This is a genomic window from Gordonia sp. CPCC 205333, from assembly GCF_048537885.1.
Classification (GTDB): domain Bacteria; phylum Actinomycetota; class Actinomycetes; order Mycobacteriales; family Mycobacteriaceae; genus Gordonia.
In genome coordinates this window covers 155,848-182,842 of sequence record NZ_JBCLVI010000003.1, presented here as the reverse complement: position 1 = coordinate 182,842, position 26,995 = coordinate 155,848, and the positions used below count along the sequence as shown (strand labels likewise).

Here is a 26,995-nt window from a genome sequence, read left to right as displayed (position 1 = left end):
AGACCGACTGTGCCCAACAATCACTATCATCACCTAGTCTTCGGAGACCGGGCCTTGGCGCGGCAGCAGCGTAACGGCAGTTTCGTCGCCTACGGTGCCGAAACCCGCCGAGACGACGACGGCCCCGCACCGCTGGATCAGCGTGCGGTAAACCTATTGGTCGAATCATTTCAGTTTCATCTGGCGACTGTCACCGAAGGCGGCTGGCCGTATGTTCAATACCGAAGTGGCCCACCTGGATTCATACATCACCTCGGTGGCAGCCGGATCGGCTTCGCCGACCATCGGGGCAATGCCCAATACGTGTCGATCGGCAATATCGAGACCAACGGCCGGGTCGCGATGTTTGTCGCCGACTACCCCCGACGCCGCCGGGTGAAGTTGTTCGGTCACGCGACCGTCGTCGAGGCACACGACGATCCGCAGTTGCTCGACGCGTTACGCCAGGTCGGTGATTCACGAATCAGCGCACACTGTGAGCGATCGATCGTCATCGACGTCGAAGCCCTCGATTGGAATTGTTCGCGCAGCATGGTGCCGCAGTACACCCAGGAGCAGGTCAGCGAATTGACGGCGGGATACATTTCGGCGATCGACGATCTGCGCGCCGAAGTTACCGAGCTGCGGCGTCAGCTCACGCAGCCCGAGCCAACGTCGGAGTGACCAACGTGGGCGTCCGCGTCGGCACGCCGAATGTTGCCTGCACCTGCATCCAGCGGGCCAAGATCTCGCAGCCGGTCGCCTCGCGCTCGGTGAGCGAGCACGAGCGATAGGGTTCGACACTGTATGAGGTGTGCCGACCGCCGCGGTCGTTGTGGACGGCGAACCCGCGCCAGGCGATCACCGTAGGGAGATAGCCTGCGACTTCCCGCGCGGCCACCGACAACCGCCCGATATCGCGACGCCACTGGGACGGGGAAATCACAGTCCGATCAGCGTTCTGAAATTTGTTGTTGGACAACGTCTCCCATACCGAATGTATCGAGCTGCGGATCGCTCGGCGGCCATTGAAACCGAGCTGCCCAGTCAGGTCGGCGATGTCTCGGATCAACGAATCGGAGCTGGCATTACAGATCATGTCGTCGGCGGCGCCAACCCAATATGCCGGAACAAGGTCAACCCGAGCACCTGGGCCAGCGACCCCGAATCCGTCACACCCATCAACAGCACCGGCCGGCTGGTGCGGATCAGCGACCAGCCCCAGTCCGAGAACCCGCTTGAGCGCAGCGGGTTCGGTCGCCTGCAACTGCGCGATGAACCGTCGCACCACCACCGCACCCTGCGAGTAACCGAGCATCATCACCGGACCCGACGAAGTCTCGAAGGCGTTGGCGAGGTTTCGACAGCCAACCCGCACACTGCCCTCGTATGTCATTCCCGAAAGCAGCGGTGCGGGACCATAACTTGCCGGGTACGGCACCCAGGTCGTGGCGAATCTGTCGTCCAGGTGCGTCGTCACCTGCTCGAGCAGACCCGTCACCTCGGTCCGCGTATCGCCGACACCTGACTCGCCGGTGCCACCGACGACGAGGACGCTGAGCTGCTGACTGGTGTTCACTTCTTCGATCATCGTCACCCAACTTGAGAGCCGCGCATACTCTTGCTGAGAACGGCGTGTGGATGATCGGCACCGAATTCGACCCAGTTCTCCGCCAATTGTCTTGCCAGGGAGCATCTTTGCCTGGTTCATCGGTCGGATATGAGCCCTTGCAGCCCCCTGACCACCGCAAACGTACCCAAGATCACATTGAAAGTTTCCATGGAAACGAGGACATTGGTAGATGTAACTCATCCCAGATTCAAGGTAAGTGATTCCGTAATGTTCGCCCGCATCCGTTCCATCTTCAGCGCCTCCCAGGAAATTCAGCTCTACAACCGCATTCAGCAGGTGCCGAGCCGGAATCAGCGTGACGAGTTACTGGTAATGGCGCAGCGCGCCGAAATTCGCTGAAACACGATGTAAATCAACGGCTTTCGACACATTCGTGTCGCTAGGCCTGACACTCCGGGCACCAGAACAGGTTTCGCCCGTCGAGCACTGACGTCAGGACCGCGGTTTCGCAGACTCGGCACGGCTCCCCCGCCCGACGGTAGACGTAGGTTCGTGGTCGGTCATCCGCGTAGGACGGCGCACCGTGATCATGCTCGGCCCGCACTACATGCATCTTGCCGCGCCGAACACCAATCGGCATCAGCTCCAGCAAGTCGTGCCAGATGCCGTCGAACTCGTCCGACGAGATCTGTCTGCCTTCGCGCATCGGATCGATTCCCGCCCGGAACAGCACTTCGGCGCGATATACGTTGCCCACGCCGGCTAGCACCTTCTGATCCATCAGCAATGCGCCGATCGGACGGGTGGACCGAGATATCGCCGAAAACGCCCGCGCCGGATCGGCGTCGGCTCTCAGCGGATCCGGCCCGAGCCGCGCCACGAGAGCGTCGAGTTCATCGGGCGTGATCAGCGCGCACTGATTTGGTCCGCGCAAGTCGATACCGACCTGTGCACCGACCACCCGCAGTCGCACCTGACCGACCGGTTCGCCCACCGGTACGGATTCCTCGGTGAAAGCCCCGTAAAGACCGAGGTGGATATGAACGAGGCGTTCGTCTGCACGAGATCGTCCGGCGCCGATCGGACGGTAAGACTGCACCAAGTGTTTTCCCCAGGCCTGCGCGCGTGCAAAGACCATGCCGTCGAGAATGTCGGCCTCGGTGGCGAAGCGTCCTTGTGGACTGCTCACCGCAACCACCTGGCCACCAAGGAGACGATGCTGCCGTCGGGCCAGACGGTGCAGCGTATGTCCCTCGGGCATCTACTCCGGAAGCGCCGGCGCGACACCGGTCCGCTCATACTCGGCCAGGATGTCGATTCGACGCTGGTGCCGATCCTCTCCTGACCACGGTGTCGACAGGAAAGCATCGACGATGGCCAATGCCTCGTCTTTACTATGCATCCGCCCGCCGATGCCGATCAGTTGCGCTTTGTTGTGCTGTCGCGCGAGTTGCGCGGTTTCAACGCTCCAGGCCAGTGCGCAGCGCGCGCCGGGCACCTTATTGGCGGCGATCTGCTCGCCATTTCCACTGCCGCCCAACACAATTCCCAAACTTCCTGGGTCCGCGACGGTGCGTTGGGCCGCGGCTACACAGAAGGCCGGGTAATCGTCGAGTGCATCGTATTCGTGTGCCCCGCAGTCGATCACTTCATGACCGCCAGCAGCCAGATGTTCGGCGATCTGATTCTTCAATTCGAAACCGGCATGGTCGGCACCTAGATAGACACGCATGGCGTCACTATAGATTGGACGCGTGGACCCACAATCTTCGCTCCCCCATCACGCCTCCGCGGCATCGAGCGGTGACGCGGCCCCGGAGCCGGGCGCACCCGATCGGACGGTCACACCGATCCCTTCTGTCCCCGGAGTTGTACCTGGCACCGCCGGATCACCAGCGGCCGCGACCGCGGCACCGCCGCAAATACCGGGTTATCCCGCACAGTGGCTGCCCCCGGCCAAATACGCCGGGGTTCCCAAACGCCATCCGTGGGAGATACCGACCCTGGTCGTATTCCTGGTGTTGACCGCGCTGTTCTACCTGTTCGCCATCCTGTTGGTGACCCTGGGCAACGTCAGCGAGCTATTCCTCACCGCGCTACTCCTGCCGGTCCTGTACGTCTTCATTCGTGGTACCACCTACGCCCAGATGCGGGTCAACGGCGTTCAAATGACGCCGACCCAATTCCCCGAGGGGTATCAGATGGTCGTCGACGCGGCAGCGCGTTACGGCCTGGAATACGTTCCAGATGCCTATGTCGTCACCGGCAACGGAGCGATCAACGCCTTCGCCTCGGGGCACGGATTCCGCCGCTTCATCGTCGTCTACTCCGATCTCTTCGAGATCGGCGGCCAGGCCCGAAGCCCCGAAGCGCTTCAATTCATCATCGGACACGAAATCGGACACATCGCCGCCGGACATACCTCCTACTGGCGCCAGTTGACCACCGGGCTGCTGATGCAGGTCCCGATCCTTGGGTCGCTGCTCTCGCGTACCCAGGAATACACCGCCGACAACTTCGGCTATTACACCCAACCATCGGGCGCTCCCGGCGCGATCGGTGCGATGGCCGCCGGTAAGTACATGCTTTCCGCCGTCGACTTCGACGAACTGGCCGACCGCGCGAGCCGCGAGAAGGGCTTTTTCGTCTTCGTCGTCAACGCGATGTCGTCTCATCCGGTGCTGACGTGGCGGGCTGCTGCCCTGCGTGATCGAACCCGCGCGGGTTCGATGCTGTGGCGGCCGGGCACGATCAAACGCGGAATCGGCAACGGCAACGCGATGCCGGTCGCCCCAACGCCGCACCCCGCAGCACAACCGCCGGGCGCACTGCCCAACGGCCTGGAGTCACAGACCAAGCCATAGGTTCCGGGTCCTACGACTTATCGCAAACCCCACTCGCCCGGTCATTCCCGACACCAATTCTGGGTCGGGAATGACCGGGCGAGTGGGGTTTGCAGGTGGTGCCAAGGTCAGTCGAACGCGGGATCTTCGGTCCGCGTGCGCTTGAGTTCGAAGAAGTGCGGGTTCGACGCGACCGCGACCACTCCGTCCCACAGGGTCCCCGCATCCTCGCCGCGCGGTATCCGCGAAAGCACCGGGCCGAAGAACGCCGTGCCGTTGACGTGGATGGTCGGCGTACCGACGTCCGGGCCGACCTTGTCCATTCCCTCGTGATGGCTGGTGCGGATCGCGGTGTCGAACTCCTCGGAATCGGCGGCCTCCGCAAGTGCGGCGTCCAAACCGACCTCTTCAAGCGCACCGGCGATGACGTCGTCGAAATCCTTATTGCCCTGATTGTGGATCCGGGTGCCGAGCGCGGCGTAGAGCGGCGCAAGGATCTCGTCGCCGTTCTCCGCTGCGGCGGCGGCCAGCACACGCACCGGCCGCATCGCGGGCTTGAGAATCTCCCGGTACTCGTCGGGAAGGTCGCGGCCCTCGTTGAGCACCGACAGGCTCATGATGTGGAAGTTCACATCGATCTCGCGCACCTGCTCGGCCTCGAGGATCCACCGCGAGGTGATCCAACACCACGGACACAATGGATCGAACCAGAAGTCAACGCGATTCTTCTTATCGGACACAAGATTCCCTTCGATGACGGACACGACGTACGAGTCAACTCGCAACACCCAGGCAACATTCCCGGTCCGCGTGACGATCACTCCTGTTTCGGACCGACCCACACCTGTTGGGCGTTGACGAATTCGTGAATACCCGCCTTGCCCAGTTCCCGACCGTATCCGGACCGCTTCACACCGCCGCTGGGCAACCGCGGATCAGTCTTCACAATCCCGTTCACGGCCACCTGACCGGCGACGATCTCGCGCGCCATCGCCGCTCCTCGTTCGGCAGCGGTCCACACGCTCGCAGCCAGTCCGTATGGCGTGGCGTTGGCGAGGTCGACCGCGTGGTCGGCGTCGACGGCGAGTAGCACCGCGGCCACCGGCCCAAAGGTTTCCTCCGAACATGCCGCCATGCCAAGACGCACGTCGGTCAGCAGGGTGACCGGATAGAAATACCCTGCGCCCGTTGGCATTTCGCCACCGAGGACACACCGCGCGCCAGCAGCCACCGACTCGGTCACCTGCCGATGAAGGTTGTCGCGGAGATCCGCCCGGGCAATCGGTCCGACCTGCGTCGCCTCGTCCCGGGGATCGCCGACTACAAGTGCGGCCAGCCGCTCACGCAGCAACTCGACGAACTCATCGTGGACCGCGCGCTCGACGATGATCCGCTTGGCAGCGATACACGACTGCCCCGCATTGATGATCCGGGACAATGCGACGACGTCGGCGGCCGCGACCAGATCGGCATCAGCCAGGATGATGCACGGATCCGAGCCGCCGAGTTCGAGTACCGACGGTTTGATCTCGCTCGCCGCGATAGCCGCGACCGTCGCACCGCCGCGATCCGAACCCGTGAACGACACCGCGCGGATCCTCGGATCACGGATCGCCCGTTCGACGTCGGCGGTGGCCGCGGGTAGCGACGCGAACACGCCCTCGGGGGCGCCAACTTCTCGAAACACGCGCTCGATCGCCGCGGCACACCCCGGCACATGGGGGTCGTGTTTCATCACGGCAGTGTTCCCCGCCATGAGAACGGGTGCGCAGAAGCGAAATGCCAACCAGTACGGGGCATTCCACGGCAACACACCCAACACCGGACCGAGTGGCAAGTACTGCACGTAGCTACGGGCCGCATCGGACGCGATCACGTCGTCGGCCAGATAGTCCGCTCCGTGATCGGCATAGTGCTCGGCCGCCCACGCCGCCTTGTTCACTTCGGCGCGGGCCTCGCCGATCGGTTTGCCCATCTCTTCGGTCATCAGGATCGCGTGATCATCGATGTCAGCGCGCAATCGCGCGGCGACCGCACGTAACACCTCGCCGCGTTCGGCGAAGGTCTTACGACGCCAGCCGGCATAGGCGTGTTCGGCTCGTTCGATCACCGCGTCGATGTCGGCGGCCGCCGCGGCCGGCACCTCCCGGATAACTTCACCCGACGTCGGATCCGTTGCTATCAGCGCGGTCATAGTGCCTCCTCGGTGTCGGCGTCGGTCAGCGTCGAGGTGACCGGCGTGAGAACGGCGCCGCTCTCATGGACGGTGAAATCCTCCTCGAGCGTGAAGAAGGATTCGCACCCGTCCTCGGTGACCCGGATGGTGTCGGAGATGCCGACGGTCTTGTCGCCGTCGACACCCCACATCCAGGGGATCACGTGGAAGGTCATCCCCGGTTCCAGGGCGTTGAAGTCGCCCGGATTCAAGCTGAGAATATAGCCCTCGTCCCATGACGGCGGAAAGGCGATGCCGATGGAGTAACCTGATCGCGTTACGAGCCTCGCCTGCACGTTGTTGTCCGAAATCACCCGGCGCACAATCGAATCCGCGTCGGAGACGGTCAATCCCGGCCGCATCACCGATTTCAGTTCGGCGAGAGCCAACTTCATCCGTTCCTGCGCCTGCCACATCGAGTCGGACAGTTCGCCGTTAACCGCCGTTCGCATCATCGCGGTGTGATAGCGCCGGTAACAGCCACCCACTTCAAGGAATACGTGTTCGCCCGGTTCGATGGTGCGACCCTCCCAGGTCGCGTGCCCGATCATGCTCCTCGGGCCGGACGCGACATAGGGCATCACCGCCGGAAATTCTCCACCCGCGCGGAACATCGCCGCACTGATCTCCGCGGCGACCTCGTTCTCGGTGTTGCCCGGCACCGCGGCCGCCAGACCCGCAGCCATCCCGGCTTGCGTGGCAGCGGCAGCCTTGCGCATTACCTCGATCTCGACATCGGATTTCCGAGCACGACCGGCTTCGACGATGCCGAAGCAGTCCATCAGCACGCCATGCTGAAATGAAGTGTGCACCCGATCCTGCTGGTAGGCCGGAAAGAAGTAGCTATTGCGTTCGTAGCCAACACGTTTGGTGCCGAGCCCGGATTGATTGAGTGTCAGAACCAGTTCCTGGATGGCATCGCCGGTATCCGGGTAGGGACGCGTGCGTTCCACCCAGGTCCGCGCGATAACGTTGGACTCCTCCATCGCACGCGTGATCATCACTGGCTCATCGTCGAGCGGCACCACCAGCGCCTGGAAGAACGAATAGCCGGTGGTCTGATAGTCCGTGAGGTACATCAGATTCTCGGGATCGGTGATGACCACCGCGTCGAGTCCCCGCTTCTCCATCCGGGTGCGCAATTCGCCGAGGCGCCGCTCGTATTCGGCGATCGGGAATGTCATATCGTCGCGGGCCCTCATTTGGCGGCCTCGGTGATCGCGGCGGACAGGATGTCGAGGCCCGCGGCCAGATCATCGTCGCCGATGGTGAGCGGTGGAATCAGTTTGAGAACCCGGCCACCGGTGCCACACGGTCCAATCAACAAACCGTTGTCGAAGGCCAGCGTCTGGACTCGTTTGGCCAGGTCACCGTCGCCGACGTCGAGCGCCTGCATCATGCCCCGCCCGCGCACTTCCCAGTTCCGGTCGGAATGGTCGGCCGCGAGGGTAGCCAACGTCTGCGCCATCACATCCCCCTTCGCCGCGACCTCGGTCATCAGCACATCGTCGCGGAAGTAGTCGAGCGCAACGCCGCCGGCGACCAATGAAAGTCCTTGCCCGCGAAAGGTTCCGGTGTGCGCGCCGGGGGCCCAGTGTCGGTCTATCTCGGGTTTGTTCAGGTTCATCCCGATCGGCGTGCCATAGCCGCCGAGCCCCTTGGCCAGCGTGATGACATCGGGGTCCAGCCCAAATCCGTCGAAACTGAAGTAGCTGCCGGTACGTCCGCAGCCCGCCTGAATATCGTCGACGATGAACAGCGCGCCGAGGTCGCGGGCCAGCGCCTGCACATCACGCAGCCATTGAGCACTCGCTACGTTGACGCCGCCTTCGGCCTGTACCACCTCCACCAGGAACGCGGCCGGAGCCGTGACACCGCTCGAACCATCGCCGATCGCGGCGGCGTAGTCCGCAAGTGCCGTCTTCCCGCCGGGAGCAGTTTCGTATGGCAATCGCACGACATCGCGTAGCGGCACGCCGGCCCATTTCCGGAATGCTTCGTTGGCGGTCGCGGCGAGCGCACCAAGCGTCATGCCGTGAAATCCGTGACTGAAGGCGACTATCTCGCGACGCCCAGTTGCCAGTCGTGCGAGCTTCAAGGCCGCTTCCACCGCGTTAGTGCCGGTTGGGCCGGTGAACTGCATCCGATGGTCCATCCCGCGTGGCTCCAGGATCACGTCGTGGAACTTAGTGATGAAGTCGCGTTTGGTGGTGGTGTAGGTGTCGAGACCGTGCGCGATGCCGTCAGCCTCGAGGAAGTCGATCATCGCTCGTTTCATCTTCGGATTGTTGTGTCCGAAGTTGAGTACTCCGGCGCCGGCGAAGAAGTCGATATACGACCGCCCCTGTTCGTCGACCTGACGAGCGTTCGACGCGGATTCGAAGACCGTGGGGAAAGCGCGACAATATGCGCGAACCTCCGACTCCCATTTTTCGAATGCGGTGGTATCCATGCGGGTAGTCCTCCTAACTAATTTTCTTTCGGTGGTTCTCGCATCTTTCTTGTCCTCGATGGTCAGCGGGAGTCGACGTGTGGGTCAGGTCCGCCGGCCAGGCGGATCAGCACCCGAGCAGCCGGATCGATCAGGTCATCGTTGAAGTCATAATTGCCGCTGTGCAGCGGAGATGCCGTCGCGCCCGCGCCGATCAACGCGAAGGCGCCCGGAAGCGCGCGCAGGTAGTAGCTGAAATCTTCGGAGGCCATCACGGGCACGCCGACGTCGTGGCCCGCCCATTCGTCACCCAGGACGGAGGCGAGCGCTTCGCGCAGCTCCGCCGCCGGTCCGGCATGATTGACCGTTGCGTCATACCGTGGCGAGGCTTCGACGGTCGCACTCACCTCATGAGCCGAAGCTATGCCTTCCGCCACTCGGGTGATGAGATCGAATACGTGATCCCGATCGGCCGTTTGGGCGACCCGGACGCTGCCCGCGAGTTCAGCATCGTCGGGGGTTACCGTGGCGGCCGATTCGGCGCGTAACGAGGTCACCGCCACGACTGCGGCGGTATGCGGCGCGAGTCTGCGCGACACCACCTGCTGCAGCCCTACGGTTACTGCTGCAGCCGCGAGTACCGGATCGCGGGTCGCTTCGGGCTGCGACGCATGCCCGCCCGCGCCTCGCAATCGAACCCGGAAGGTGCCGTTCGCGGACATCACCGCCCCGTCGGGACAGATCGCATGTCCGACCGCCAGGCCAGGCCAGTTATGCCAACCGAAGACCTCCGCTACCGGACCACTGTCCGACGTACCGGCAAAGCAACCGTCCTCGATCATCTCGCGCGCGCCGTGACCACCCTCTTCGGCCGGTTGGAATAGTAGCGTCACCGGCCCAGGCAATTGCCTTTCGTGACTCTTCAACCACCGTGCGACGGCTAGCAACGTCGCGGTGTGTCCATCGTGCCCGCAGGCATGCATCACTCCGGCGACTTCTGACGTGTACCCAACTTCAGTGGATTCCACGATTGGCATGGCATCGAGGTCAGCCCGCAACGCAATATGGCGGCCGGGTGCTGATGATGCGAGATATGCGACCGTTCCGGTTCTCGCACACTCTCGAAACGGAATGTCGAGAGCGGCTAGAGCTGCGCGGACGGCACCGGCGGTTTCGGTCTCGGCCCAGGCGAGTTCAGGGCGGCGGTGCAGGGCATGTCGGACCTCGGTGGCCTCGGCGAGTACCTCTGGCCATTCGACGTGCACACCGAACCTCCTCGTTTTTGACGCCCGTCTCCTCCCCAACGTAGCGCCGATCACTCAATCCGGCCCGCCATAGTTACCAGATCGACCACTAGAGTGGCGATGGTGAGCGCACCCAACCTGACCCGAATCCAAGCCGCCGAACGCGCCGAACTGGTCCGCGTCGCCAACTACCACATCGATCTCGACCTGACCACCGGCACCGAAACCTTCCGCTCGACGACGACGGTCGAGTTCTCGGCAACAGCCGGAACCTCGACCTTCGTCGACCTGGTCGCACCGACGCTGCACTCGGTCACCCTCAACGGTGCCGCGCTGGCCATCGAGAGTTTCGACGAGGAGACGGGCATCGTGCTGCCCGGACTGGCCGAGTCCAATCAGCTTGTCGTAGTTGCCGATTGCGCCTATTCCAACACCGGTGAGGGACTGCACCGGTTTGTCGACCCGACCGACGACGCCGTATATCTTTATTCGCAATTCGAAACTGCCGACGCCAAGCGGATGTTCGCATGCTTCGACCAGCCCGATCTCAAAGCGATCTTCGACGTCGTCGTGAAGGCACCGGCCGACTGGCAGGTCATCTCCAACGGTGCGAGCGCCTCGGTCACCGACAACGGCGACGACACCGCGACCCATGTGTTCGCGACAACCGAATTGTTGAGCACCTACCTGATCGCGTTGATCGCGGGACCGTACACCAAATGGACTGATGCGTACTCCGACGAGCACGGCACCATCGACCTAGGTATTTTCTGCCGCTCGTCGCTCGCCGAGCATATGGACGCTGAACGCCTTTTCACCGAGACCAAGCAGGGTTTCGCTTTCTACCACAAGAACTTTGGCATCCCCTACGCGTTCGGAAAGTACGACCAGTTGTTCGTGCCGGAGTTCAACGCTGGCGCCATGGAGAACGCGGGCGCGGTGACCTTCCTGGAGGATTACGTCTTCCGGTCGCGCGTCACCAATTATCTCTACGAGCGGCGCGCGGAGACCGTCCTGCACGAGATGGCGCATATGTGGTTCGGCGATCTGGTCACCATGAAGTGGTGGGATGACCTGTGGCTCAACGAATCTTTCGCTACCTTCGCCTCGGTGCTGTCGCAGGCCGAGGCCACCGAGTACAAAAACGCGTGGACCACGTTCGCCAACGTCGAGAAGTCGTGGGCGTACCGGCAGGACCAGTTGCCCTCCACTCACCCGGTCGCCGCCGATATCCCCGACATCGCCGCCGTCGAAGTCAACTTCGACGGAATCACCTACGCCAAGGGCGCATCCGTGCTCAAGCAGCTGGTCGCCTACGTTGGCCTGGAACCGTTCCTGGCCGGACTGCGCGACTACTTCGCCGCTCATAAGTTTGGTAACGCGACGTTCGCGGATCTTCTTGCCGCACTGGAGAAGTCGTCGGGCCGCGACCTGTCGGACTGGGGCACGCAGTGGCTCAAGACGACCGGCATCAATGTGATTCGCCCCGACTTCGAGGTCGACGCTGACGGCAACTTCACCCGTTTCACCGTCGTCCAGGAGGGCGCTGCTCCCGGCGCGGGTGAAACTCGCGTACACCGGATGAAGATTGGCATCTACGACGAGGACGCTGACACCGGCGCGCTGACCCGAGCACATTCGGTCGAACTCGACGTCGAAGGTGAACGTACCGACGTCGCGGGTCTGATCGGCGTGAACCGCGGACAGCTGGTACTGCTCAACGACGACGACCTGACCTACGCGTCGGTCCGCCTCGATCCCGATTCGCTGGCCGTTGCGACCACGCGGATCGGCGACATCGCCGACTCGATGCCGCGCACCTTGGTGTGGTCGGCGGCTTGGGAGATGACCCGGCAGGCGCAGATGCGTGCCCGTGACTTCGTCGAACTCGTCGGCCGTGGAATCGCGGCGGAGTCGGAAATCGGTGTGGTGCAACGAGTTCTGCTGCAGGCGACGTCGGCGCTGGAAGGCTATGCCGACCCCGACTGGGCCACCGAACAGGGCTGGCCGAGTTTCGCCGCGCGACTTCTGGAACTCGCACAGCAGGCCGAGGCCGGCTCGGATCATCAACTCGCATTCGTCAACACTCTGATCGGCGGTGTTCTCGGAACGGACCAACTCGACGTGGTGCGGGCGCTTTTCGAGGGCGCCGATCCGGCGGATCACGGGTTGGCCGGTCTCACCGTCGACACCGATCTCACGTGGCGTTTGCTGCGGGCACTCGCCACCGCGGGCGTTGTCGACTCATCTTCGGAGGCACCAGAACTCACGCCGGTCATCGACGCCACGCTGGCGGCCGACAACACCGCGACGGGTGCACGTCACGCCGCCGCAGCGAAAGCGTCCCGTCCACTTGCCGCGGCGAAGGCCACTGCCTGGGATCTGGCGATCGATGACGACTCCATCGCGAATGTCACCACGCGCGCGATCGTCGAGGGATTCTCCCGGCCGGGCCAGGGTGCGCTGCTGGCGGACTACCTGCCGCGATATTTCGATGCCGCGCCCAAGGTGTGGGCCCGCCGTTCGTCTGAGGTGGCACAGACCGTCGTCATCGGCCTCTACCCGCACTGGGCGGTATCCGACAATGCACTGGCAGCGGCAGATGCGTTGCTGGACACTGATATTCCGGCCGCGTTGCATCGGTTGATCTTGGAGGGCCGGGACAGCGTTGCGAGGGCGTTGCGCGCACAGCGCTTCGACGCCCACTAGCTACGCCCTCGCCCTCTTCGCAAACCCGACCCGCGCCGACATACCCGACCCGGAATTCGGGTCGGGTATGTCCGCTGGGGTCGGGTTTGCGGAGGAGGGCAAGGGGTGTCTCAGCGCCGCTTCCAGCGATAGCGCACCTGCGGCCTGCCGGCGTTGCCGTATTCGGTCACCCTCGACACCGTCTGATCATCGGCCAGCCGTTCCAGATAACGCCACGCCGTCACCCTCGAACTCCCCAGCACCGCAGCCACTTCGGCTGCGGTGAGGCCGGACTCGCTATTCTGAACAGTCCGCGCGACGGCGTCCTCGGTGGCACCCGACGCTCCCTTTTTCGCGGTACGCCGGTCATCGGCGGTACGCAGGTGCGCCAACGCGTGATCGACGTCGCGCTGGCTCACCGCATCGCCGCCGACAACCATCGCCTCGCGATATCGCCGATACTGTTCAAGCTTTTCCCTGAATGCGGCGAAGGTAAACGGCTTGAGCAAATAGAGCAGCACACCGCGTGACATCGCATCACGCACCGACGCCAAGTCGCGCTGAGCCGTGATCGCGATGATGTCCGGTGCCGGTGTCACGCCGGATAATGCCGATGCCAGATCTACACCGCGCGCGTCGGGCAGACCGAGGTCGAGTAGGACCAGGTCAACCGGTTCCAGCGTGCGCGATGCCTCCGACGCAAGCCGTAACCCCTGTTGGGCCGTCATCGCCTCGGCTACGACATCGAATCCGCCAACCCGCGTCAGATAGGACCGATGGGCCTGCGCGATGAGCGGGTCATCTTCGACGATCAACACCCGAATCATCGCTCATTCCGTTCTGTCGCAACGAAGTTCACTCGCACCACCGACCCGTAGCTGTTCTCGGCCACGATCGTGCCCGCATGTCGCGCGACGACCTGCCCGACCAACGCGAGTCCTATCCCTCGGCCCGCTTCGTCGCCGCCCGATTTCGTCGAGTACCCCCGATGCTGAGCGCGCGCGAACATCTCCGGATCCATCCCAGCTCCGCTGTCAGCGACGATGATCTCCAATCCCTGACAATCTCCGGTGATGCCCACCTCGACCCACGGGTCGGCGGGATCGACCGCGTCGAGTGCGTTGTCGACTAAATTGCCGACCACGGTGACGAGCTCCGACGTGCTGAGCACTTGCGTTGCGGCATCGGATAATTGGGAATCCTCGGTCAAAGTCAACGCTATCCCGCGCTCGCCGGCCTGGGCGACCTTGCCTAATAGCAATGCGACCAATGCCGGCTCGGCAACCGCCTCCGCGAACTGATCGATCAGCTGCTGCGACAAATCGAGCGAATCCGTTGCGAATGCGACCGCGTCGGCGGCGCGTCCCATCTCAACCAGTGTCACTATCGTATGCAACCGATTGGCTGACTCGTGCGCCTGCGAGCGCAGCGCTTCGGCAAACTTCGTCATCGAATCCAATTCGCCTATGGTGGAGGACAATTCGGTGCGGTCGCGAATAGTCACCACAGCCGATCCACGCCGACCAGGCACCGGCATTCGGTTGACAACTAACACCCGGGTGCCATCGACGTAGAGCCGATCGGAGATCTCTCGTGCACCGTCGGTCAGAAAATCGGGCAGCGCGGTCACCTCGGTGCCGACGTCGATTTCGAGCAGTCGCCGCGCTTCGTCGTTCATCAGCACCGGGAGCCCATTCTCAGTGACGACCAGCCCTTCTCGAACCGCGCGCAGCACAGCGTCGTGGTGTTCGTACATGTGCCGAAGTTCTTGTGGGGCAAGCCCTCCGGTGTCGCGACTGATTCGCCGACGCAGAAGCCACAGACCGGCCATCGCGCAGACGAGCGCCGCACCCGCCAGAGCGGCGATGAGTGGGACCTGCGACTGCCAACTGCGGCTGAGACTGTCGGTAGTGATACCCACCGACACTAGGCCGACTATCGCACCAGAGTCGGCCCGAATCGGTACCACGGTGCGAATCGACGGCCCCAAGGTGCCGCGATAGGTCTCGGTGAACGTCTCACCGCGTAACGGCACCTCGATGTTGCCCAGGTAGTGCCTACCGATATACGAGGGATTGGTGTGCGTGTACCGAATGCCGTCGCTGCTCATGATGGTGATGAATCCGACGCCGGTCCGGGTGCGGATACCCTCGGTCATCGGCTGCAGAATCGCCGTGGGATCGCTCGTGCGCAGCGCCCGTGCCGTCGATGGTGCGGCAGCGACGCTGACCGCCACCGCACCGACCTTCTCGCGAGCGGCCTGACGGCCGTCGGCCCGGGCATCGAATGTGGCGAGGATGCCTGCGGCGACCACGAGGATCACGACGACCGACAGTGCGATCAGCATCGCTTGACCGGCCACGCTCGACGGCAAAAGCCTTCGCATCCTCACCTCCAACCGGCGTCCATCTGTCTAAGGTCGTGAACGAAATGAAATCAATGGTGACGTGAGTCACCTCTATCCCCCACAATTCATACTCGTTGATCGTTCCACATCCCGTGGCCGTTCCCTGATGCGAAAGAGGCGTCCTGATGACCGCACCATTCCCGCCGACTGAAGAACCGGCGGTAACGCCGGTAGCTAAGAAGCGCGACCGCACGCACTGGCTGTACATCGCTGTGATCATCGCGGTCATCGGCGGCGTAGTCGTCGGCCTGCTATTCCCAGAATTCGGCAAGGAGGTCGGCGTCCTGGGCACGCTCTTCGTCAACCTGATCAAGATGATGATCGCGCCAGTGATCTTCTGCACCATCGTGCTGGGCATCGGATCGGTGCGTAAGGCCGCGACCGTCGGCAAGGTCGGCGGCCTGGCTTTCGTCTACTTCCTGGTCATGTCGACGATCGCGCTGGCGATCGGGCTGGTAGTCGGGAATCTGATCAAACCCGGTGAGGGACTGAATATTTCGTCGATGTCGGGCAAGGGAGCCGAACTCGCCGAGAAAGCCCACGAGGCCGGCGGCACCTGGGACTTCATCCAGGGAATCGTGCCCGAAACGATGATCTCGGCACTTACCGGCGGCAGTGTGCTGCAGGCACTATTCGTCGCCCTGCTGGTCGGTTTCGCAGTCCAGGCGATGGGCCGGACCGGTGAGCCGATCCTGGTCGCGGTGACCTACTTCCAGAAGCTCGTGTTCAAGGTGCTGACGATGATTCTGTGGGTGGCTCCGATCGGTGCCTTCGGCGCGATCGCGAGCGTCGTCGGGCAGACGGGTTGGGCTGCCGTGCAACAGCTTCTGACGCTGATGCTGGCGTTCTACATAACCTGCATCATCTTCGTATTCGGCGTACTTGGTGTCATCCTCCGGACATCGGCCGGTGTATCGATCTTCAAACTCGCTCGGTATCTGGCACGGGAGTATCTGCTGATCGTAGCGACGTCGTCGTCGGAGTCGGCGCTGCCGCGGCTGATTGCCAAGATGGAACACCTCGGCGTCGAGAAAACCACCGTGGGGGTCGTCGTGCCGACCGGATATTCGTTCAATCTCGACGGCACTGCCATCTACCTGACTATGGCATCGATCTTCATCGCCGATGCGATGGGCGATCCGCTGTCGATCGGCGAGCAGATCGGCCTGCTGGCATTCATGATCATCGCGTCCAAGGGTGCGGCGGGCGTCAGCGGCGCGGGACTCGCCACCCTCGCCGGAGGTCTGCAGGCACACCGACCGGAGATGCTCGACGGTGTCGGCTTGATCGTGGGCATCGACCGGTTCATGTCCGAAGCACGAGCACTGACCAACTTCTCCGGTAATGCCGTCGCCACCCTGCTGGTCGGCTCCTGGACGCACACGATCGACTCGCAACGCGTCGACGAAGTCTTATCGGGGCGCCTGCCATTCGATGAATCCGACATGGTCGACGACGTGCCGATCGAACCGAAGACGTTGGCCGCCGCACACTGAGCGCCACAAACAGGTCAGGCCCGACACCACGAGGTGTCGGGCCTGACCTGTGTCTGTCGAAGTCGCTAGGGTGCGACGGCGGCAGTTGCCATCACGCGCAGGGCCGCGATCAGCCCGTCGATGAGTTCACCGTTGCGGAAGGCGGGAACCGCAGCTGTCACGCCGAGTTGAGCGACTCGATCGTTGACGCGTCCGGCCACCGCGCTGCCGGAGACAATCGCGATGTCCTTGCTGTTCGGCGATACCGCGATGAGCGCGCCGTGTGCCGGCTCGGGTGCATTCGAGAGCTGCGCACGCGCGCCTGCGACTGGATCATCGCCCAAGTCGCCGATGTAGACCGAGAATCGAACCTCGGCCTTCTCGCTCGCATCCTTCAACGCGTCATCAAGGCCGATGAGCTCGTCTTTGCTGAACGGCGGCGTCGTAGGGGCATCGCCAGGCAGGCGAGCCGCCGAGATACGACCACTATTGGTCACGACCGTGCCGACGGGCAACGACGCCGGATCCACTGCTGCTACTGCATGATCACCACTTGCCATTTGCCGCACCTCCATCCACATCCGTCGGCTCGCCATGCGAGGCCAATGCCATCGGCGAGATCTCGGTGGCGCTGAACAGCAGTGGCCCCTGAGTCCACTGCTCGCCAAGCTTGTACTGCGCTACGGCCGGGTACTTGGCGCCGCCCGAGAAAATCATCGAGACAACACACAGTGCGACGGCCACGAGCACCAGGATGGTGATCGGTAGGCCGATGGGAACAATGAGATCTTCCATCGTCCGCCCTTCGGAGTCGTTATGGATTCGCGTCCGTCGATTCTTACTCTCTACGACAGACCATCGTAGTCAATCTATCCCAAAGTTCCCGGAGCGACTCATGAAGGGTCGCCCCGCGTCGGCTGGTGCTGTCGGATCAGGCCGCACCTGCGTCGATATACGGCTCCCAGGTTGGATCGATGTCCTTGATCGACGCGATCAACCGCCAGTGCCGACCGCGCGGGGCGACCGGCTTCACCGCCAGTCGCCAGCCCAATTCGCTCAGCAACCGGTCGGCCTTGCGATGGTTGCAGCCGGAGCAGCATGCCACGCAGTTGTCCCAGGTATTGCGACCGCCCCGGCTGCGCGGAATCACATGGTCGATAGTGGTCGCTTTGGCCCCGCAGTAGCCGCAGCGAGAACTGTCCCGGTACATCAGCGCAGCCCGCGTCATCGGGATGACCGCGCGATATGGCACTCGGACATAAGTTGTCAGCCGGATTACCGACGGCGTCGGGAGGGAAACCTCGGCTGAATGCAATGCGCCGCCAGCGCCGTAGTCGCCGTGAATGATTTCGGCGCGCTCTCGCAAAACAAGCACGACGGCACGCCGAATGGTGACGACGGTCAACGGCTCGTACGTGGCGTTGAGCAGAAGTACCTTCTGCCGCCCCCACGCGCTCCGTTCCCAGGAAGCACTTCGCACGTTTTGTCCTCCACGTTTGTGCGAGTCGGGAAATTCCAGATCCCAAACTGTTGGACGCCAACCATCGAAACACATCTGGGCCCGCTCGGCACGACAATTCTTCGTGTCGTCGCAGGTCGGTTGAATGAACACCGGGTAGCGAAACTCGGCCGCAGCGGCAACGTCGAGCGAAGTGACACAATGGTTCCCGTGAGCCAGCCCAGCCCTCAGTCCGCATCCACGCCGACCACTTTCTACGAGGAGGTCGGTGGGGCACCTACCTTTGCCCAGCTCACCGCCAGGTTCTATGAAGAAGTCGCCAAGGATGAGCTGTTACGACCGCTATACCCAGAGGAGGATCTGGGCCCGGCCGAACGTCGGTTCCGGATGTTTCTCGAACAATATTGGGGCGGGCCGCACACCTACTCCGACGAACGCGGGCATCCGCGGCTACGCATGCGCCACGTGCCGTTCCACGTCGGTCCGCTCGAACGCGATGCCTGGTTGCGATGCATGCATATCGCGATCGGGTCGATCGATGCCGCGACGCTCGACGACGACCATCGCGCGGCGTTGATCAACTACATGGAGATGGCCGCCAACTCACTGGTGAACAGCCCCCTATAGTTGAGTCCCATGAGCAACGTGGTCCCCAGCAAGAACACCGGATCAAGTGACCTTGCTGCCCGAACAACCGACGAAAACTCCCGTATAGCTACACAATTGGATGACAGCAGGACCTGGTGGCGCAACGCCGTGGTGTACCAGATCTACCCTCGCTCGTTTGCCGACAGCAACGGCGACGGTGTGGGCGATCTCGGTGGTGTCATCAATCGATTGGGCTATCTCGAACTACTGGGCGTCGATGCGATTTGGCTTAGTCCGGTGATGACATCGCCGATGGCCGACCACGGCTACGACGTCGCGAACCCCCGCGCCATCGACCCACTATTCGGCGACCTCGCCACTTTCGACGCCCTGATTGCCGCCGCACACGACCGCGACATTCGGGTGACAATGGATCTGGTCCCCAACCACACCAGCGATCAGCATCCCTGGTTCGCCGCAGCCCTCGACGCGGGGCCCGGGTCACTCGAACGCGCGCGATACATTTTCCGGGACGGCCTCGGTCCCGATGGTGCGTTACCCCCCAATAACTGGCCGAGCGTCTTCGGCGGACCGGCCTGGACTCGGGTCACTGAATCCGATGGTTCACCCGGACAGTGGTACTTGCATATCTTCGCCCGTGAGCAGCCGGACCTGAACTGGGACAATCCCGACGTATTCGACGATCTCGCGAAAACCCTCCGCTTCTGGCTGAATCGGGGCGTCGATGGCTTTCGCATCGACGTAGCCCACGGCATGGCCAAGCCGCACGGTCTGCCCGATATGGATCTGGCCTCGGTCGGGCTCCTGGTGAATGATGACAATGACCTGCGTTTCAACAACTCCGGTGTGCACGCTATCCATCGCAAGATCCGCGAAGTCATGGACGAATATCCGGCCGCTGCCAATGTTGGCGAGATCTGGGTCGACGACAACACGGCCTTCGCCGAATACATCCGCCCGGACGAGTTGCATCTGGGGTTCAACTTCCGACTGGCCAAGGCGGAATTCGATGTCGATCAGATCCGCGGCGCCATCGACAACGCACTGGCATCGGTCGCATCGGTCCGTGGCGTTCCCACCTGGACCCTGTCCAATCACGACGTCGAGCGAGAGGTGACTCGCTACGCCGACGGCGGTGATCTGCGCCTGGGTGCCGACCGGGCACGTGCGATGGCATTGGTCGAGCTCGCGCTACCCGGTTCGATCTTCATCTATAACGGTGAGGAGTTGGGCCTGCCCAACGTGGATCTGCCCGATGAAGTACTGCAAGACCCCGTGTGGGAGCGATCGGGGCATACCGAACGAGGTCGCGATGGCTGCCGGGTGCCGCTGCCGTGGGAGGGCACTGAGCCGCCGTTCGCCTTCAGTAGTTCGCCTTCGACGTGGCTGCCGATCCCGGCATCGTGGGCTTCGCTCACCGTCGAGGCGCAACTGGAGGATATCGATTCAACGTTGTCGCTCTACCGTCGCGCCATCGAGTTGCGTTACGAGAGAAGGGAACTCGACGGCGATGAAATTGAGTGGTACGGAGCTCCCGAGGGGTGCCTCGCCTTCCGACGAGCCGACGGACACCTGGTGTGTGCACTGAATACCAATTCCCACCCGGTAGCCCTACCACCGGGCGAGGTACTGCTGACCAGCGCTCCGCTAATCGACGGGCAACTGGCACCCAACGCGACCGCGTGGCTCGCGGGGTAACGCCGAGAACTCCTACGTCTTCGCGCAAGCGTCTGCTTGTCTCAATACACGCGCGTCTCGCTTCGCTCGGCGAGCGCACTCGACCATCAACAACTTTCCACTGGTCGAGTCCCATCCTCACGGCCGATCAAGCTGTTCCACCGCCGACCAAGTGCGGTTCCACCGCTGGTCGAGTGCCGTTCCACCGCTGGTCGAGTGCCCGGCGAGGCGCCAGCCGAGCGCCGATCCACCGCAGACCGAGCACCGTTTCACCGCCAACCGAGCGCCGATCCACCGCTGGTCGAGTGCCCGGCGAGGCGCCAGCCGAGCCGGGTGTATCGAGACCACGCACCCCACACATTGGCTTGTCGCCGCCGCACGAACTAGAGCACCGTCACCGAGAACTGATCCGCCCGACGTTGATACACGGATCCGAATCTCGCGTCGAGTCGCACCCAGGTGGCACTCGCGCGCACGCGCACGGGCTCGTCTTCGCTGATCGAGTCCAGCGGTGAGGCATCAGTAATCTCATGATTGTTGCGGTCGCGCACAAAACCCATCGCCGTAACCGCGAAGAGTGAACGCAACAGCACGCCAACGGGTTTCGACTTCTCCTCGTCGTAGCCGTCACCCGGTGACACCTCGAGTACCACCTGGTCGAGCAAGCCGGTCGCGGGGCCGTGTGCACTGCCCTCGTTCCGAGCCAAAACCGCTCCACGACGTGACAATTCGACGACGGCACGTACCGGAACATCATCGACCTGGATGAAACCGCTCGACGCCGGCAACGCCCCGCGCCAGGCACTATCCATCGAGAACCCCGGATCAATCAGGGCCGCATCACTTTCCAGGTCCCGCCGCAGAATTGCGGCGTCGCAGATCAGATCGTCCGGTCTGCTCGATCCGACCACCGATCGCGTTGCCAGCACTTCAAAGCCAGTAGTCACCCACAGCCCGATTCGGCCGTCCGAGCGTTGTTTGAGTCGCACTACCGCGGCTTCGTCCTGCCGGAGGGCTCGAGCGAGAAATGCTGCGGCATCGGACCTTTCGCCGACATTGATCTCGATGTACCGCTCCGGCCGCAGTCCCGGCGAATCCTCACTCATCGCGCAAGAACTCGCTGAGGTACGCCTTCTCCTCGGCCGTCATCCGCCTCGGCCGCTGCGTCTCGATGTCGAAGGACACGAGTTGTGTCGATGCCACTACCGCCGGTTTCGACGTCGGATCACCTCCGCGCGGACGCACCTCGTAGCCGACAAAGAAGTCGACCGCTCGCACCTTCTCGACGTACATTGTGACCTCTATCGGCCCTTCGTCGTGGCGCACCTGTCCTTGATATTTGACACGCAGGTCAGCCACCAGGCAGCCGTCCCGCATCGATGCGGTTGGCCGCTCGTCGTAGAACAACCACGGGATCCGCGCCTCCTCGAGAAGGGTGACCATCCGAGCGTGATTGATGTGCTGAAAGACATCCATATCTGACCAGCGCACAGGAACTCTCACCACATAGCCACGGTCGGTTGCCACCCCATCCTCTAGATCGTCGGTCGAATCCAGCGCAGCCACAACGGCCTCCTCCATCAGATCGGGTCTTACCGACCGCGCCGTTTCGCCGACGTCGGCCTACCTGATCACACTACGGAGTTGTCTGGTGATGACCGACAGGGTGGCCAGATCCAGCGTCCCCGACGACAGCACCTCGTCGAGGGTCCCGCGCACTCGTGTCAGCCGCGACGCGTTCGACAGTTCCCATTCCGCGATCTTCTCGGTCGCCGATTCGGACGGTTCGCCGAGTTCCAGAATCTTCAATGTCAGCGACCGCAGCGCGGCGTGGAGATCGTCGCGTAATGCCAACCGCGCCAATGAATGCCAACGGTCGCCGTGCTCAAGTTCCGACACCGCCGTCAACATACCCTCAATGCCTAGATGTTCGAGGACCGCGCAGTACAGTTCGCCGACCTCGGTCAATTCCCGTTCGGCGATATCGGCAGCGTCGATAATGTCGAGTAGCAAGAATCTGTGCAGACTGATAGCTACGTCGTCTGCCAGTTCCGCTGGCACACCACGCTCTTGGAATTTCGCCGAGCGGTCCTCTACATCTGCCCTCGACGACTCACCGAGCCAGGTTGGCAGTTCGGCCCAGACACGTTCGATACGGCCTGAGTAACGCTTGATCTCTGCTGCCATCGCCAGGGGCTGCGGTCGATAGGCCAGCATCCAGCGTGAGCCGCGGAAGACGAGTCGGCGGGAGTACAACAGCATTTCGTCGATCGCTGTGGTGGGGACATCGCTGGTGGTGATCCGTCGCCAGAGGTCGGGCAATCGGAAAATCTCGGCTGTGACCACATAAGCCCGGACTCCATCTGATATCGACGCGCCAGTACCTTCACCCAGTCGGTAAAGATGGGTGGCCCCGGCCAGGTCGGCGACGTCGTTGACCAACGTCGTCGTGATGACTTCGCGCCGCAGCCGATGGCCCAGAATGCCCTCGGAGAACTTCTGCTGCAACGGTTCCGGGAAATAGCGTGACAACCTCGTGAGGAACACGTCACTGTCGGGGACATCGCTGGCGAGCAGATCAGCTTTGGTTGTCAATTTCACCTGCGCCATCAGGGTCGCCAATTCTGGGGAGGTCAAACCACGATGTAGTTCCCCGGCGAATCGCTTACGCAGTTGGAGCGGTGTCGGCAATGCCTCGAGTTCCAGGTCCACATCGTGTTCGCTGGCAAGGTTTTTCAGCAGCCGAGCGTGCACATCCACATAGGTGTCGGCGAAGGTGCGGGCAAATCCGAGCTCGGTGTTCTGGGCGATATTGTCCGCGAGTACTAACCTGGCCACCTCGTCAGTCATCGACTCCAGCAAGGGATTTCGATTCGCGGCGGCCAACTGTCCACCCGATACCTGCGAGTCGAGCAGGATCTTGATATTCACTTCGTGATCCGAACAGTCCACACCGGCCGAGTTATCCATCGCGTCGGTGTTGATCCGCCCGCCCGACATGTCATATTCGATCCGGCCGCGTTCGGTCACGCCAAGATTGCCGCCCTCGCCAACCACTTTGACGCGCAACTGGTCTCCATTGACTCGAATCGCATCGTTGGCCTTATCTCCGACGTCGACATTCGCCTCGAACGAGGCCTTGATATAGGTCCCGATGCCGCCGTTCCACAGCAGATCGTTGGGCGACAACAGGATCGCGTGGATCAGCTCAGGTGGGGACAGCTCGTCGATGCCGGCGTCAATCCCCAGCGCCACCCGCATCTGCGGCGTAATCACGATCGACTTGAGTTCGCGCGACCATACGCCTCCCCCGGCGCTGATCAACGCGGTGTCATAGTCGGCCCACGATGACCGAGGCAGCGCGAATATCCGCTTGCGCTCAGCAAATGACTGTGCCGCAACAGGATTCGGATCGATGAAGACGTGCCGATGGTCGAATGCGGCGACCAGTCGGATATGTTCTGACAGCAGCATTCCATTGCCGAATACATCACCGCTCATATCGCCGACTCCCACCACGGTGAAGTCTTGCGCCTGGGTGTCGACGCCAATCTCCCGGAAATGACGTTTCACCGACTCCCACGCGCCCCGGGCCGTAATCCCCATCGCCTTGTGGTCGTAACCGGCGGACCCACCCGAGGCAAACGCATCGCCCAGCCAAAAATCATAAAGCGCGGCAACCGAATTCGCAGTATCGGAGAATCGCGCCGTTCCCTTGTCCGCGGCCACGACCAGATACGAATCATCACTATCGTGCCGCACCACCGAAGGCGCCGGAAGTACCTCTCCGGTGCGCAAATCGATATTGTCGGTCACCGACAGCAGGGCTGCGATGAACTCGCGGTAGCAGATCACACCTTCGGGCGCTTGCGTCGCGCCACGCGGTCGTTTCACCACGAATCCGCCTTTCGCGCCGACCGGCACGATAACGGCGTTCTTCACCGCTTGAGCCTTGACCAGGCCGAGAATTTCGGTGCGGAAGTCTGCCGGGCGGTCCGACCACCGGAGACCACCGCGAGCCACCGCACCGAATCGGAGATGGACACCTTCGACGCGCGGCGAGTAAACGAAGATCTCGTGCTCGGGTCGCGGCTGCGGTGTCTGTGGAATCTCCTTCGGGCGCAACTTGAATGCGAGCGCACGACCGAGCGCGTCAGGGTCGACCGGTGCGGTCTCGACGTAGAAGTTGGTACGCGAGGTCGCCGTCATCACCGACAGCAGGGCGGAAATCACCCGATCGGCGTCGAGGCTGATCACCTCACGCAATGCGTCGCGTACCGAGGCCAGAACTTGTTCCCGCAGTTCGTCATTGGCCTCACCGGGCTTGAAGGACGCTTTGAACAAATCGCCTAGCAATCCGGTGATCTCCGGATGCTCGCCCAGAACAGTGGCGACATATGCTGCGCCATAAGCGAATCCACATTGCCGCAGATACGCGTGATAAGCGCGCAACATACTCACGCCACGCCAATTGAGTCCACACTGCAGAACCAGTGCATTGAAGGGATCAACACCGGCGTCGCCGCGCCACACCGCCTCGAAAGCATCGGTAAAGCGTTGACGCACATCGTCGGCGTTTCGTTTTCCGATGGTGACGCCGGGCCCAAGTGTCACCCCGAATTCGTAGGCCCAGCACTCCTCGCCGTCCGGACGCACGATGTGGTAGGGATATTCGTCGTCGACGTCGAAGCCCATACTCCCCAGCACCGGCAGCATGTCGGTGAGACTGGCCGACTGTCCGCAGAGGTAGAGGATGAACGTCCACTGGTCGTCCAGGGTGTCTGGCTCCTCCAATTCGACGGCGATGTCTCCCGGCCGCAACTGGGCCACGTGGGCATAGTCCTTGATCGCCTCGGCTGGCGTCCGTTGCTCCTTGTAGCTCTCGGGCAGGCCGTCGAGCCAAGGCTGCGGATCGATGCGGGCGGGCACCAGTTCGGCCACGCGGTCGTCCCAAGTGCGCACTGCGTCGGCGAGACGGTCCTGGAGCGCGCGCTGAGCAGGCTCGCCAGTGGCGTAGGCGCGCTGATCAGTGTCACTGTCGGTGCGAATCATCACCTGCAACGCCGCCAGCGGCGATCGAGTCACCAGTCCGATGTACTCCATATCGGTGCCGGCGAATTCGTCGACGATGATCTGTTGAACGCGAAGGCGCAATGCCGTCGTGTAGCGATCTCGTGGAAGATAGACCATCGCCGACACCATTTGCGCGGCACGGTCGGCGCGAACAAATACGCGCAGTGATCGCGTGGCGACCGCATCGAGCAACCCGCCTACCCGACGGGACAATTCATCAGTCGGCGTCGCGAACAGTTCGTCGAGCGGATAGGTCTCGAGATGTCCTTCCATGCTGTGTCCGACATAGGAATCTAGGTCAACGCCTGCTTTGTCGAGCACCGCTGCCCCACGGCGCCGGAGAACGGGTATGTCGACGAGCGGTTGATGGCGCGCAAACGTTGTCAGCGTCCCGACGAATCGATGTTCCCCGCTGGGCAACGCACTGCCGTGAGCGTCGGGTTGAGCGGACCCGATCACTGGAATACGCACCAGGATCACATAGTTGGACCGCTGAAGTCCGGTGCGCAGAAATATCGTCGACACACTTGGAAATTCATCATCGGTCTCCCCATCGCATCGCCGAGTGTATTCACGCAGGTGGTCGATAGCCTCGGTGCACCAGATCCCGGCACCGGCGCCTATCTCGTCGCCATGAGCATCGACTTCCAAGTGGCCCAGTGGCACGAAGTTTCCGTCGACTAGCCAATTGACCAGCGCAGCGGCCTCGGTTCGTGCGGCATGATCGACACCGATTCCGCGGATCTCACCGTTGCCACAACCATCGGCAAGGTCGGCCAGGGTGGCGACGATCTGCGGCGTGTCACGATGTACATCGGCGACCCGGCGCACGACAGTATCAAGTTCGTCGGCGAACTGGGCTTCCCCCACGGTGGCACCGCCACGTGTGACAAGTAACGAGATCCATGATTCGGGCACGCCAGCGGCCGAATCGGGACCGACCACGTCGATGAGATCACCTTCGGAGTCGCGGACGACATTCAGGATCGGATGGTCCACCCTGACAACAGTGAACCCCAGTGATTCGACCGTCGCCAGCACTGCCTCAACAAGTAGCGGCATATCGTCATTGACCAGGAAGATGCTCAGGGGTCCGTCCGGCCCGTCCACCGCGACCAGGTGCTCGCCGGGAACTCGCGAACGTCCGACCTCGATATGCCGGCGAACCCGCTCGACGTCGGCCGGCGACTGCCCGCCAGCGTCCTCCGCGACATCGGACAAAGGTGAAAAATACTTCGAAACCACCTGTGGCACAATAGAAGTCAAACCTGACACCGCCAATCACCTCGTTGTGTAGACAGCACAGACCGTTAGCGGTCGTC

Annotated in this window: 24 protein-coding genes; 7 read left to right on the top strand and 17 right to left on the bottom strand. The window is 62.6% G+C overall.

The window, feature by feature from the left end; translation table 11 throughout:
• Nucleotides 1–9 precede the first annotated feature (9 nt).
• The gene (locus AAFP29_RS11025; protein WP_419217421.1) at nucleotides 10–663 is read left to right on the top strand and encodes a pyridoxamine 5'-phosphate oxidase family protein; all 654 of its coding nucleotides are present in this window, start codon (nucleotides 10–12) and stop codon (nucleotides 661–663) included.
• On the opposite strand, the gene AAFP29_RS11020 is transcribed toward AAFP29_RS11025, so the two are convergent.
• Nucleotides 635–1,570 (bottom strand): PE-PPE domain-containing protein, encoded by a 936-nt coding sequence (locus AAFP29_RS11020; protein ID WP_419217420.1) that lies wholly within the window; start codon nucleotides 1,568–1,570, stop codon nucleotides 635–637. The two genes, AAFP29_RS11025 and AAFP29_RS11020, sit on opposite strands and share 29 nt — an antisense overlap.
• A gap of 249 nt (nucleotides 1,571–1,819) precedes the next feature.
• Between AAFP29_RS11020 and AAFP29_RS11015 the strand changes: the two genes are divergently transcribed.
• A complete protein-coding gene (locus AAFP29_RS11015; protein WP_419217419.1) occupies nucleotides 1,820–1,951 on the top strand; it encodes a hypothetical protein in 132 nt (43 codons plus the stop codon).
• 40 nt (nucleotides 1,952–1,991) lie between these two features.
• Here the strand turns inward: AAFP29_RS11015 and AAFP29_RS11010 are convergent, their stop codons facing one another.
• Complete coding sequence (locus tag AAFP29_RS11010) at nucleotides 1,992–2,813, bottom strand: Fpg/Nei family DNA glycosylase (RefSeq protein ID WP_419217418.1); 822 nt, start codon at nucleotides 2,811–2,813, stop codon at nucleotides 1,992–1,994.
• Entirely contained in the window at nucleotides 2,814–3,284 is a 471-nt protein-coding gene (locus tag AAFP29_RS11005) for a ribose-5-phosphate isomerase (RefSeq protein WP_419217417.1), read from the bottom strand.
• 22 nt (nucleotides 3,285–3,306) lie between these two features.
• Here AAFP29_RS11005 and AAFP29_RS11000 point away from each other — a divergent pair, with 22 nt between their 5' ends.
• A complete protein-coding gene (locus AAFP29_RS11000) occupies nucleotides 3,307–4,416 on the top strand; it encodes a M48 family metallopeptidase (RefSeq protein ID WP_419217416.1) in 1,110 nt (369 codons plus the stop codon).
• A 107-nt stretch (nucleotides 4,417–4,523) separates the two neighbouring features.
• Here AAFP29_RS11000 and AAFP29_RS10995 read toward each other — a convergent pair whose 3' ends face one another.
• The 5 genes from AAFP29_RS10995 to doeB2 form a co-directional block, all read right to left on the bottom strand.
• Nucleotides 4,524–5,159 (bottom strand): DsbA family protein, encoded by a 636-nt coding sequence (locus AAFP29_RS10995; protein WP_419217415.1) that lies wholly within the window; start codon nucleotides 5,157–5,159, stop codon nucleotides 4,524–4,526.
• Between the two features lie 53 nt (nucleotides 5,160–5,212).
• A complete protein-coding gene (locus AAFP29_RS10990; protein WP_419217414.1) occupies nucleotides 5,213–6,589 on the bottom strand; it encodes an NAD-dependent succinate-semialdehyde dehydrogenase in 1,377 nt (458 codons plus the stop codon).
• Nucleotides 6,586–7,812, bottom strand: a complete 1,227-nt coding sequence (gene doeA, locus AAFP29_RS10985) for an ectoine hydrolase (RefSeq protein ID WP_419217413.1) — start codon at nucleotides 7,810–7,812, stop codon at nucleotides 6,586–6,588. Before doeA ends, AAFP29_RS10990 begins: the two co-directional genes overlap by 4 nt.
• Nucleotides 7,809–9,062 (bottom strand): aspartate aminotransferase family protein, encoded by a 1,254-nt coding sequence (locus tag AAFP29_RS10980; protein ID WP_419217412.1) that lies wholly within the window; start codon nucleotides 9,060–9,062, stop codon nucleotides 7,809–7,811. Before AAFP29_RS10980 ends, doeA begins: the two co-directional genes overlap by 4 nt.
• Before the next feature lie 62 nt (nucleotides 9,063–9,124).
• Complete coding sequence (gene doeB2 / locus AAFP29_RS10975) at nucleotides 9,125–10,306, bottom strand: N(2)-acetyl-L-2,4-diaminobutanoate deacetylase DoeB2 (RefSeq protein ID WP_419217411.1); 1,182 nt, start codon at nucleotides 10,304–10,306, stop codon at nucleotides 9,125–9,127.
• A 102-nt stretch (nucleotides 10,307–10,408) separates the two neighbouring features.
• On the opposite strand from doeB2, the gene pepN reads away from it, so the two are divergent.
• Nucleotides 10,409–12,994, top strand: coding sequence for an aminopeptidase N (gene pepN / locus AAFP29_RS10970; RefSeq protein ID WP_419217410.1), 2,586 nt, complete (start codon nucleotides 10,409–10,411; stop codon nucleotides 12,992–12,994).
• 110 nt (nucleotides 12,995–13,104) lie between these two features.
• Here pepN and AAFP29_RS10965 read toward each other — a convergent pair whose 3' ends face one another.
• Entirely contained in the window at nucleotides 13,105–13,800 is a 696-nt protein-coding gene (locus AAFP29_RS10965; RefSeq protein WP_419217409.1) for a response regulator, read from the bottom strand.
• On the bottom strand, nucleotides 13,797–15,359 hold the full coding sequence (locus tag AAFP29_RS10960) for an ATP-binding protein (RefSeq protein ID WP_419217408.1): 1,563 nt from the start codon (nucleotides 15,357–15,359) through the stop codon (nucleotides 13,797–13,799). The genes AAFP29_RS10965 and AAFP29_RS10960 overlap by 4 nt, the downstream gene beginning before the upstream one ends.
• A 146-nt stretch (nucleotides 15,360–15,505) precedes the next feature.
• Between AAFP29_RS10960 and AAFP29_RS10955 the strand changes: the two genes are divergently transcribed.
• Nucleotides 15,506–16,876, top strand: coding sequence for a cation:dicarboxylate symporter family transporter (locus AAFP29_RS10955; protein WP_419217407.1), 1,371 nt, complete (start codon nucleotides 15,506–15,508; stop codon nucleotides 16,874–16,876).
• Between the two features lie 65 nt (nucleotides 16,877–16,941).
• Here the strand turns inward: AAFP29_RS10955 and AAFP29_RS10950 are convergent, their stop codons facing one another.
• From AAFP29_RS10950 to AAFP29_RS10940, 3 genes are all read right to left on the bottom strand, one after another.
• On the bottom strand, nucleotides 16,942–17,415 hold the full coding sequence (locus AAFP29_RS10950; protein WP_419217406.1) for a DUF5130 domain-containing protein: 474 nt from the start codon (nucleotides 17,413–17,415) through the stop codon (nucleotides 16,942–16,944).
• Nucleotides 17,402–17,650 carry a hypothetical protein gene (locus AAFP29_RS10945; RefSeq protein WP_419217405.1) on the bottom strand — a complete coding sequence of 83 codons (249 nt, stop codon included), beginning with the start codon at nucleotides 17,648–17,650 and terminating at the stop codon, nucleotides 17,402–17,404. The genes AAFP29_RS10950 and AAFP29_RS10945 overlap by 14 nt, the downstream gene beginning before the upstream one ends.
• Before the next feature lie 136 nt (nucleotides 17,651–17,786).
• Nucleotides 17,787–18,335: an HNH endonuclease gene (locus AAFP29_RS10940; protein ID WP_419217404.1), complete on the bottom strand. Its 549-nt coding sequence runs from the start codon at nucleotides 18,333–18,335 to the stop codon at nucleotides 17,787–17,789.
• 180 nt (nucleotides 18,336–18,515) lie between these two features.
• Here AAFP29_RS10940 and AAFP29_RS10935 point away from each other — a divergent pair, with 180 nt between their 5' ends.
• Complete coding sequence (locus tag AAFP29_RS10935; RefSeq protein WP_419217403.1) at nucleotides 18,516–18,941, top strand: globin; 426 nt, start codon at nucleotides 18,516–18,518, stop codon at nucleotides 18,939–18,941.
• A gap of 9 nt (nucleotides 18,942–18,950) precedes the next feature.
• On the top strand, nucleotides 18,951–20,621 hold the full coding sequence (locus AAFP29_RS10930) for a glycoside hydrolase family 13 protein (protein ID WP_419217402.1): 1,671 nt from the start codon (nucleotides 18,951–18,953) through the stop codon (nucleotides 20,619–20,621).
• 117 nt (nucleotides 20,622–20,738) lie between these two features.
• Here AAFP29_RS10930 and AAFP29_RS10925 read toward each other — a convergent pair whose 3' ends face one another.
• Genes AAFP29_RS10925 through AAFP29_RS10910 form a run of 4 tightly spaced genes read right to left on the bottom strand, consistent with a single transcriptional unit; the run spans nucleotide 20,739 to nucleotide 26,927 of the window.
• A complete protein-coding gene (locus tag AAFP29_RS10925) occupies nucleotides 20,739–20,948 on the bottom strand; it encodes a hypothetical protein (RefSeq protein WP_419217401.1) in 210 nt (69 codons plus the stop codon).
• Nucleotides 20,949–20,983: 35 nt separating this feature from the next.
• A complete protein-coding gene (locus tag AAFP29_RS10920) occupies nucleotides 20,984–21,706 on the bottom strand; it encodes a hypothetical protein (RefSeq protein WP_419217400.1) in 723 nt (240 codons plus the stop codon).
• A complete protein-coding gene (locus AAFP29_RS10915) occupies nucleotides 21,699–22,181 on the bottom strand; it encodes an acyl-CoA thioesterase (RefSeq protein ID WP_419217399.1) in 483 nt (160 codons plus the stop codon). Before AAFP29_RS10915 ends, AAFP29_RS10920 begins: the two co-directional genes overlap by 8 nt.
• Before the next feature lie 42 nt (nucleotides 22,182–22,223).
• Entirely contained in the window at nucleotides 22,224–26,927 is a 4,704-nt protein-coding gene (locus AAFP29_RS10910) for an NAD-glutamate dehydrogenase (RefSeq protein WP_419218064.1), read from the bottom strand.
• Nucleotides 26,928–26,995: the final 68 nt, after the last annotated feature.

What these genes read in the sequence shown, in the direction of transcription:
- AAFP29_RS10990 (WP_419217414.1), bottom strand. Translation starts at nt 6,589, where the DNA reads ATGACCGCGCTGATAGCAACGGATCCGACGTCGGGTGAAGTTATCCGG.
- AAFP29_RS11015 (WP_419217419.1), top strand. Translation starts at nt 1,820, where the DNA reads ATGTTCGCCCGCATCCGTTCCATCTTCAGCGCCTCCCAGGAAATTCAG.
- AAFP29_RS10965 (WP_419217409.1), bottom strand. Translation starts at nt 13,800, where the DNA reads ATGATTCGGGTGTTGATCGTCGAAGATGACCCGCTCATCGCGCAGGCC.
- AAFP29_RS10955 (WP_419217407.1), top strand. Translation starts at nt 15,506, where the DNA reads ATGACCGCACCATTCCCGCCGACTGAAGAACCGGCGGTAACGCCGGTA.
- AAFP29_RS10930 (WP_419217402.1), top strand. Translation starts at nt 18,951, where the DNA reads ATGAGCAACGTGGTCCCCAGCAAGAACACCGGATCAAGTGACCTTGCT.
- AAFP29_RS10960 (WP_419217408.1), bottom strand. Translation starts at nt 15,359, where the DNA reads ATGCGAAGGCTTTTGCCGTCGAGCGTGGCCGGTCAAGCGATGCTGATC.
- AAFP29_RS11020 (WP_419217420.1), bottom strand. Translation starts at nt 1,570, where the DNA reads ATGATCGAAGAAGTGAACACCAGTCAGCAGCTCAGCGTCCTCGTCGTC.
- AAFP29_RS10950 (WP_419217406.1), bottom strand. Translation starts at nt 17,415, where the DNA reads ATGGCAAGTGGTGATCATGCAGTAGCAGCAGTGGATCCGGCGTCGTTG.
- AAFP29_RS10915 (WP_419217399.1), bottom strand. Translation starts at nt 22,181, where the DNA reads ATGGAGGAGGCCGTTGTGGCTGCGCTGGATTCGACCGACGATCTAGAG.
- AAFP29_RS11005 (WP_419217417.1), bottom strand. Translation starts at nt 3,284, where the DNA reads ATGCGTGTCTATCTAGGTGCCGACCATGCCGGTTTCGAATTGAAGAAT.
- AAFP29_RS10980 (WP_419217412.1), bottom strand. Translation starts at nt 9,062, where the DNA reads ATGGATACCACCGCATTCGAAAAATGGGAGTCGGAGGTTCGCGCATAT.
- AAFP29_RS10935 (WP_419217403.1), top strand. Translation starts at nt 18,516, where the DNA reads ATGGTTCCCGTGAGCCAGCCCAGCCCTCAGTCCGCATCCACGCCGACC.
- doeA (WP_419217413.1), bottom strand. Translation starts at nt 7,812, where the DNA reads ATGAGGGCCCGCGACGATATGACATTCCCGATCGCCGAATACGAGCGG.
- AAFP29_RS11010 (WP_419217418.1), bottom strand. Translation starts at nt 2,813, where the DNA reads ATGCCCGAGGGACATACGCTGCACCGTCTGGCCCGACGGCAGCATCGT.
- AAFP29_RS10920 (WP_419217400.1), bottom strand. Translation starts at nt 21,706, where the DNA reads ATGAGTGAGGATTCGCCGGGACTGCGGCCGGAGCGGTACATCGAGATC.
- AAFP29_RS10945 (WP_419217405.1), bottom strand. Translation starts at nt 17,650, where the DNA reads ATGGAAGATCTCATTGTTCCCATCGGCCTACCGATCACCATCCTGGTG.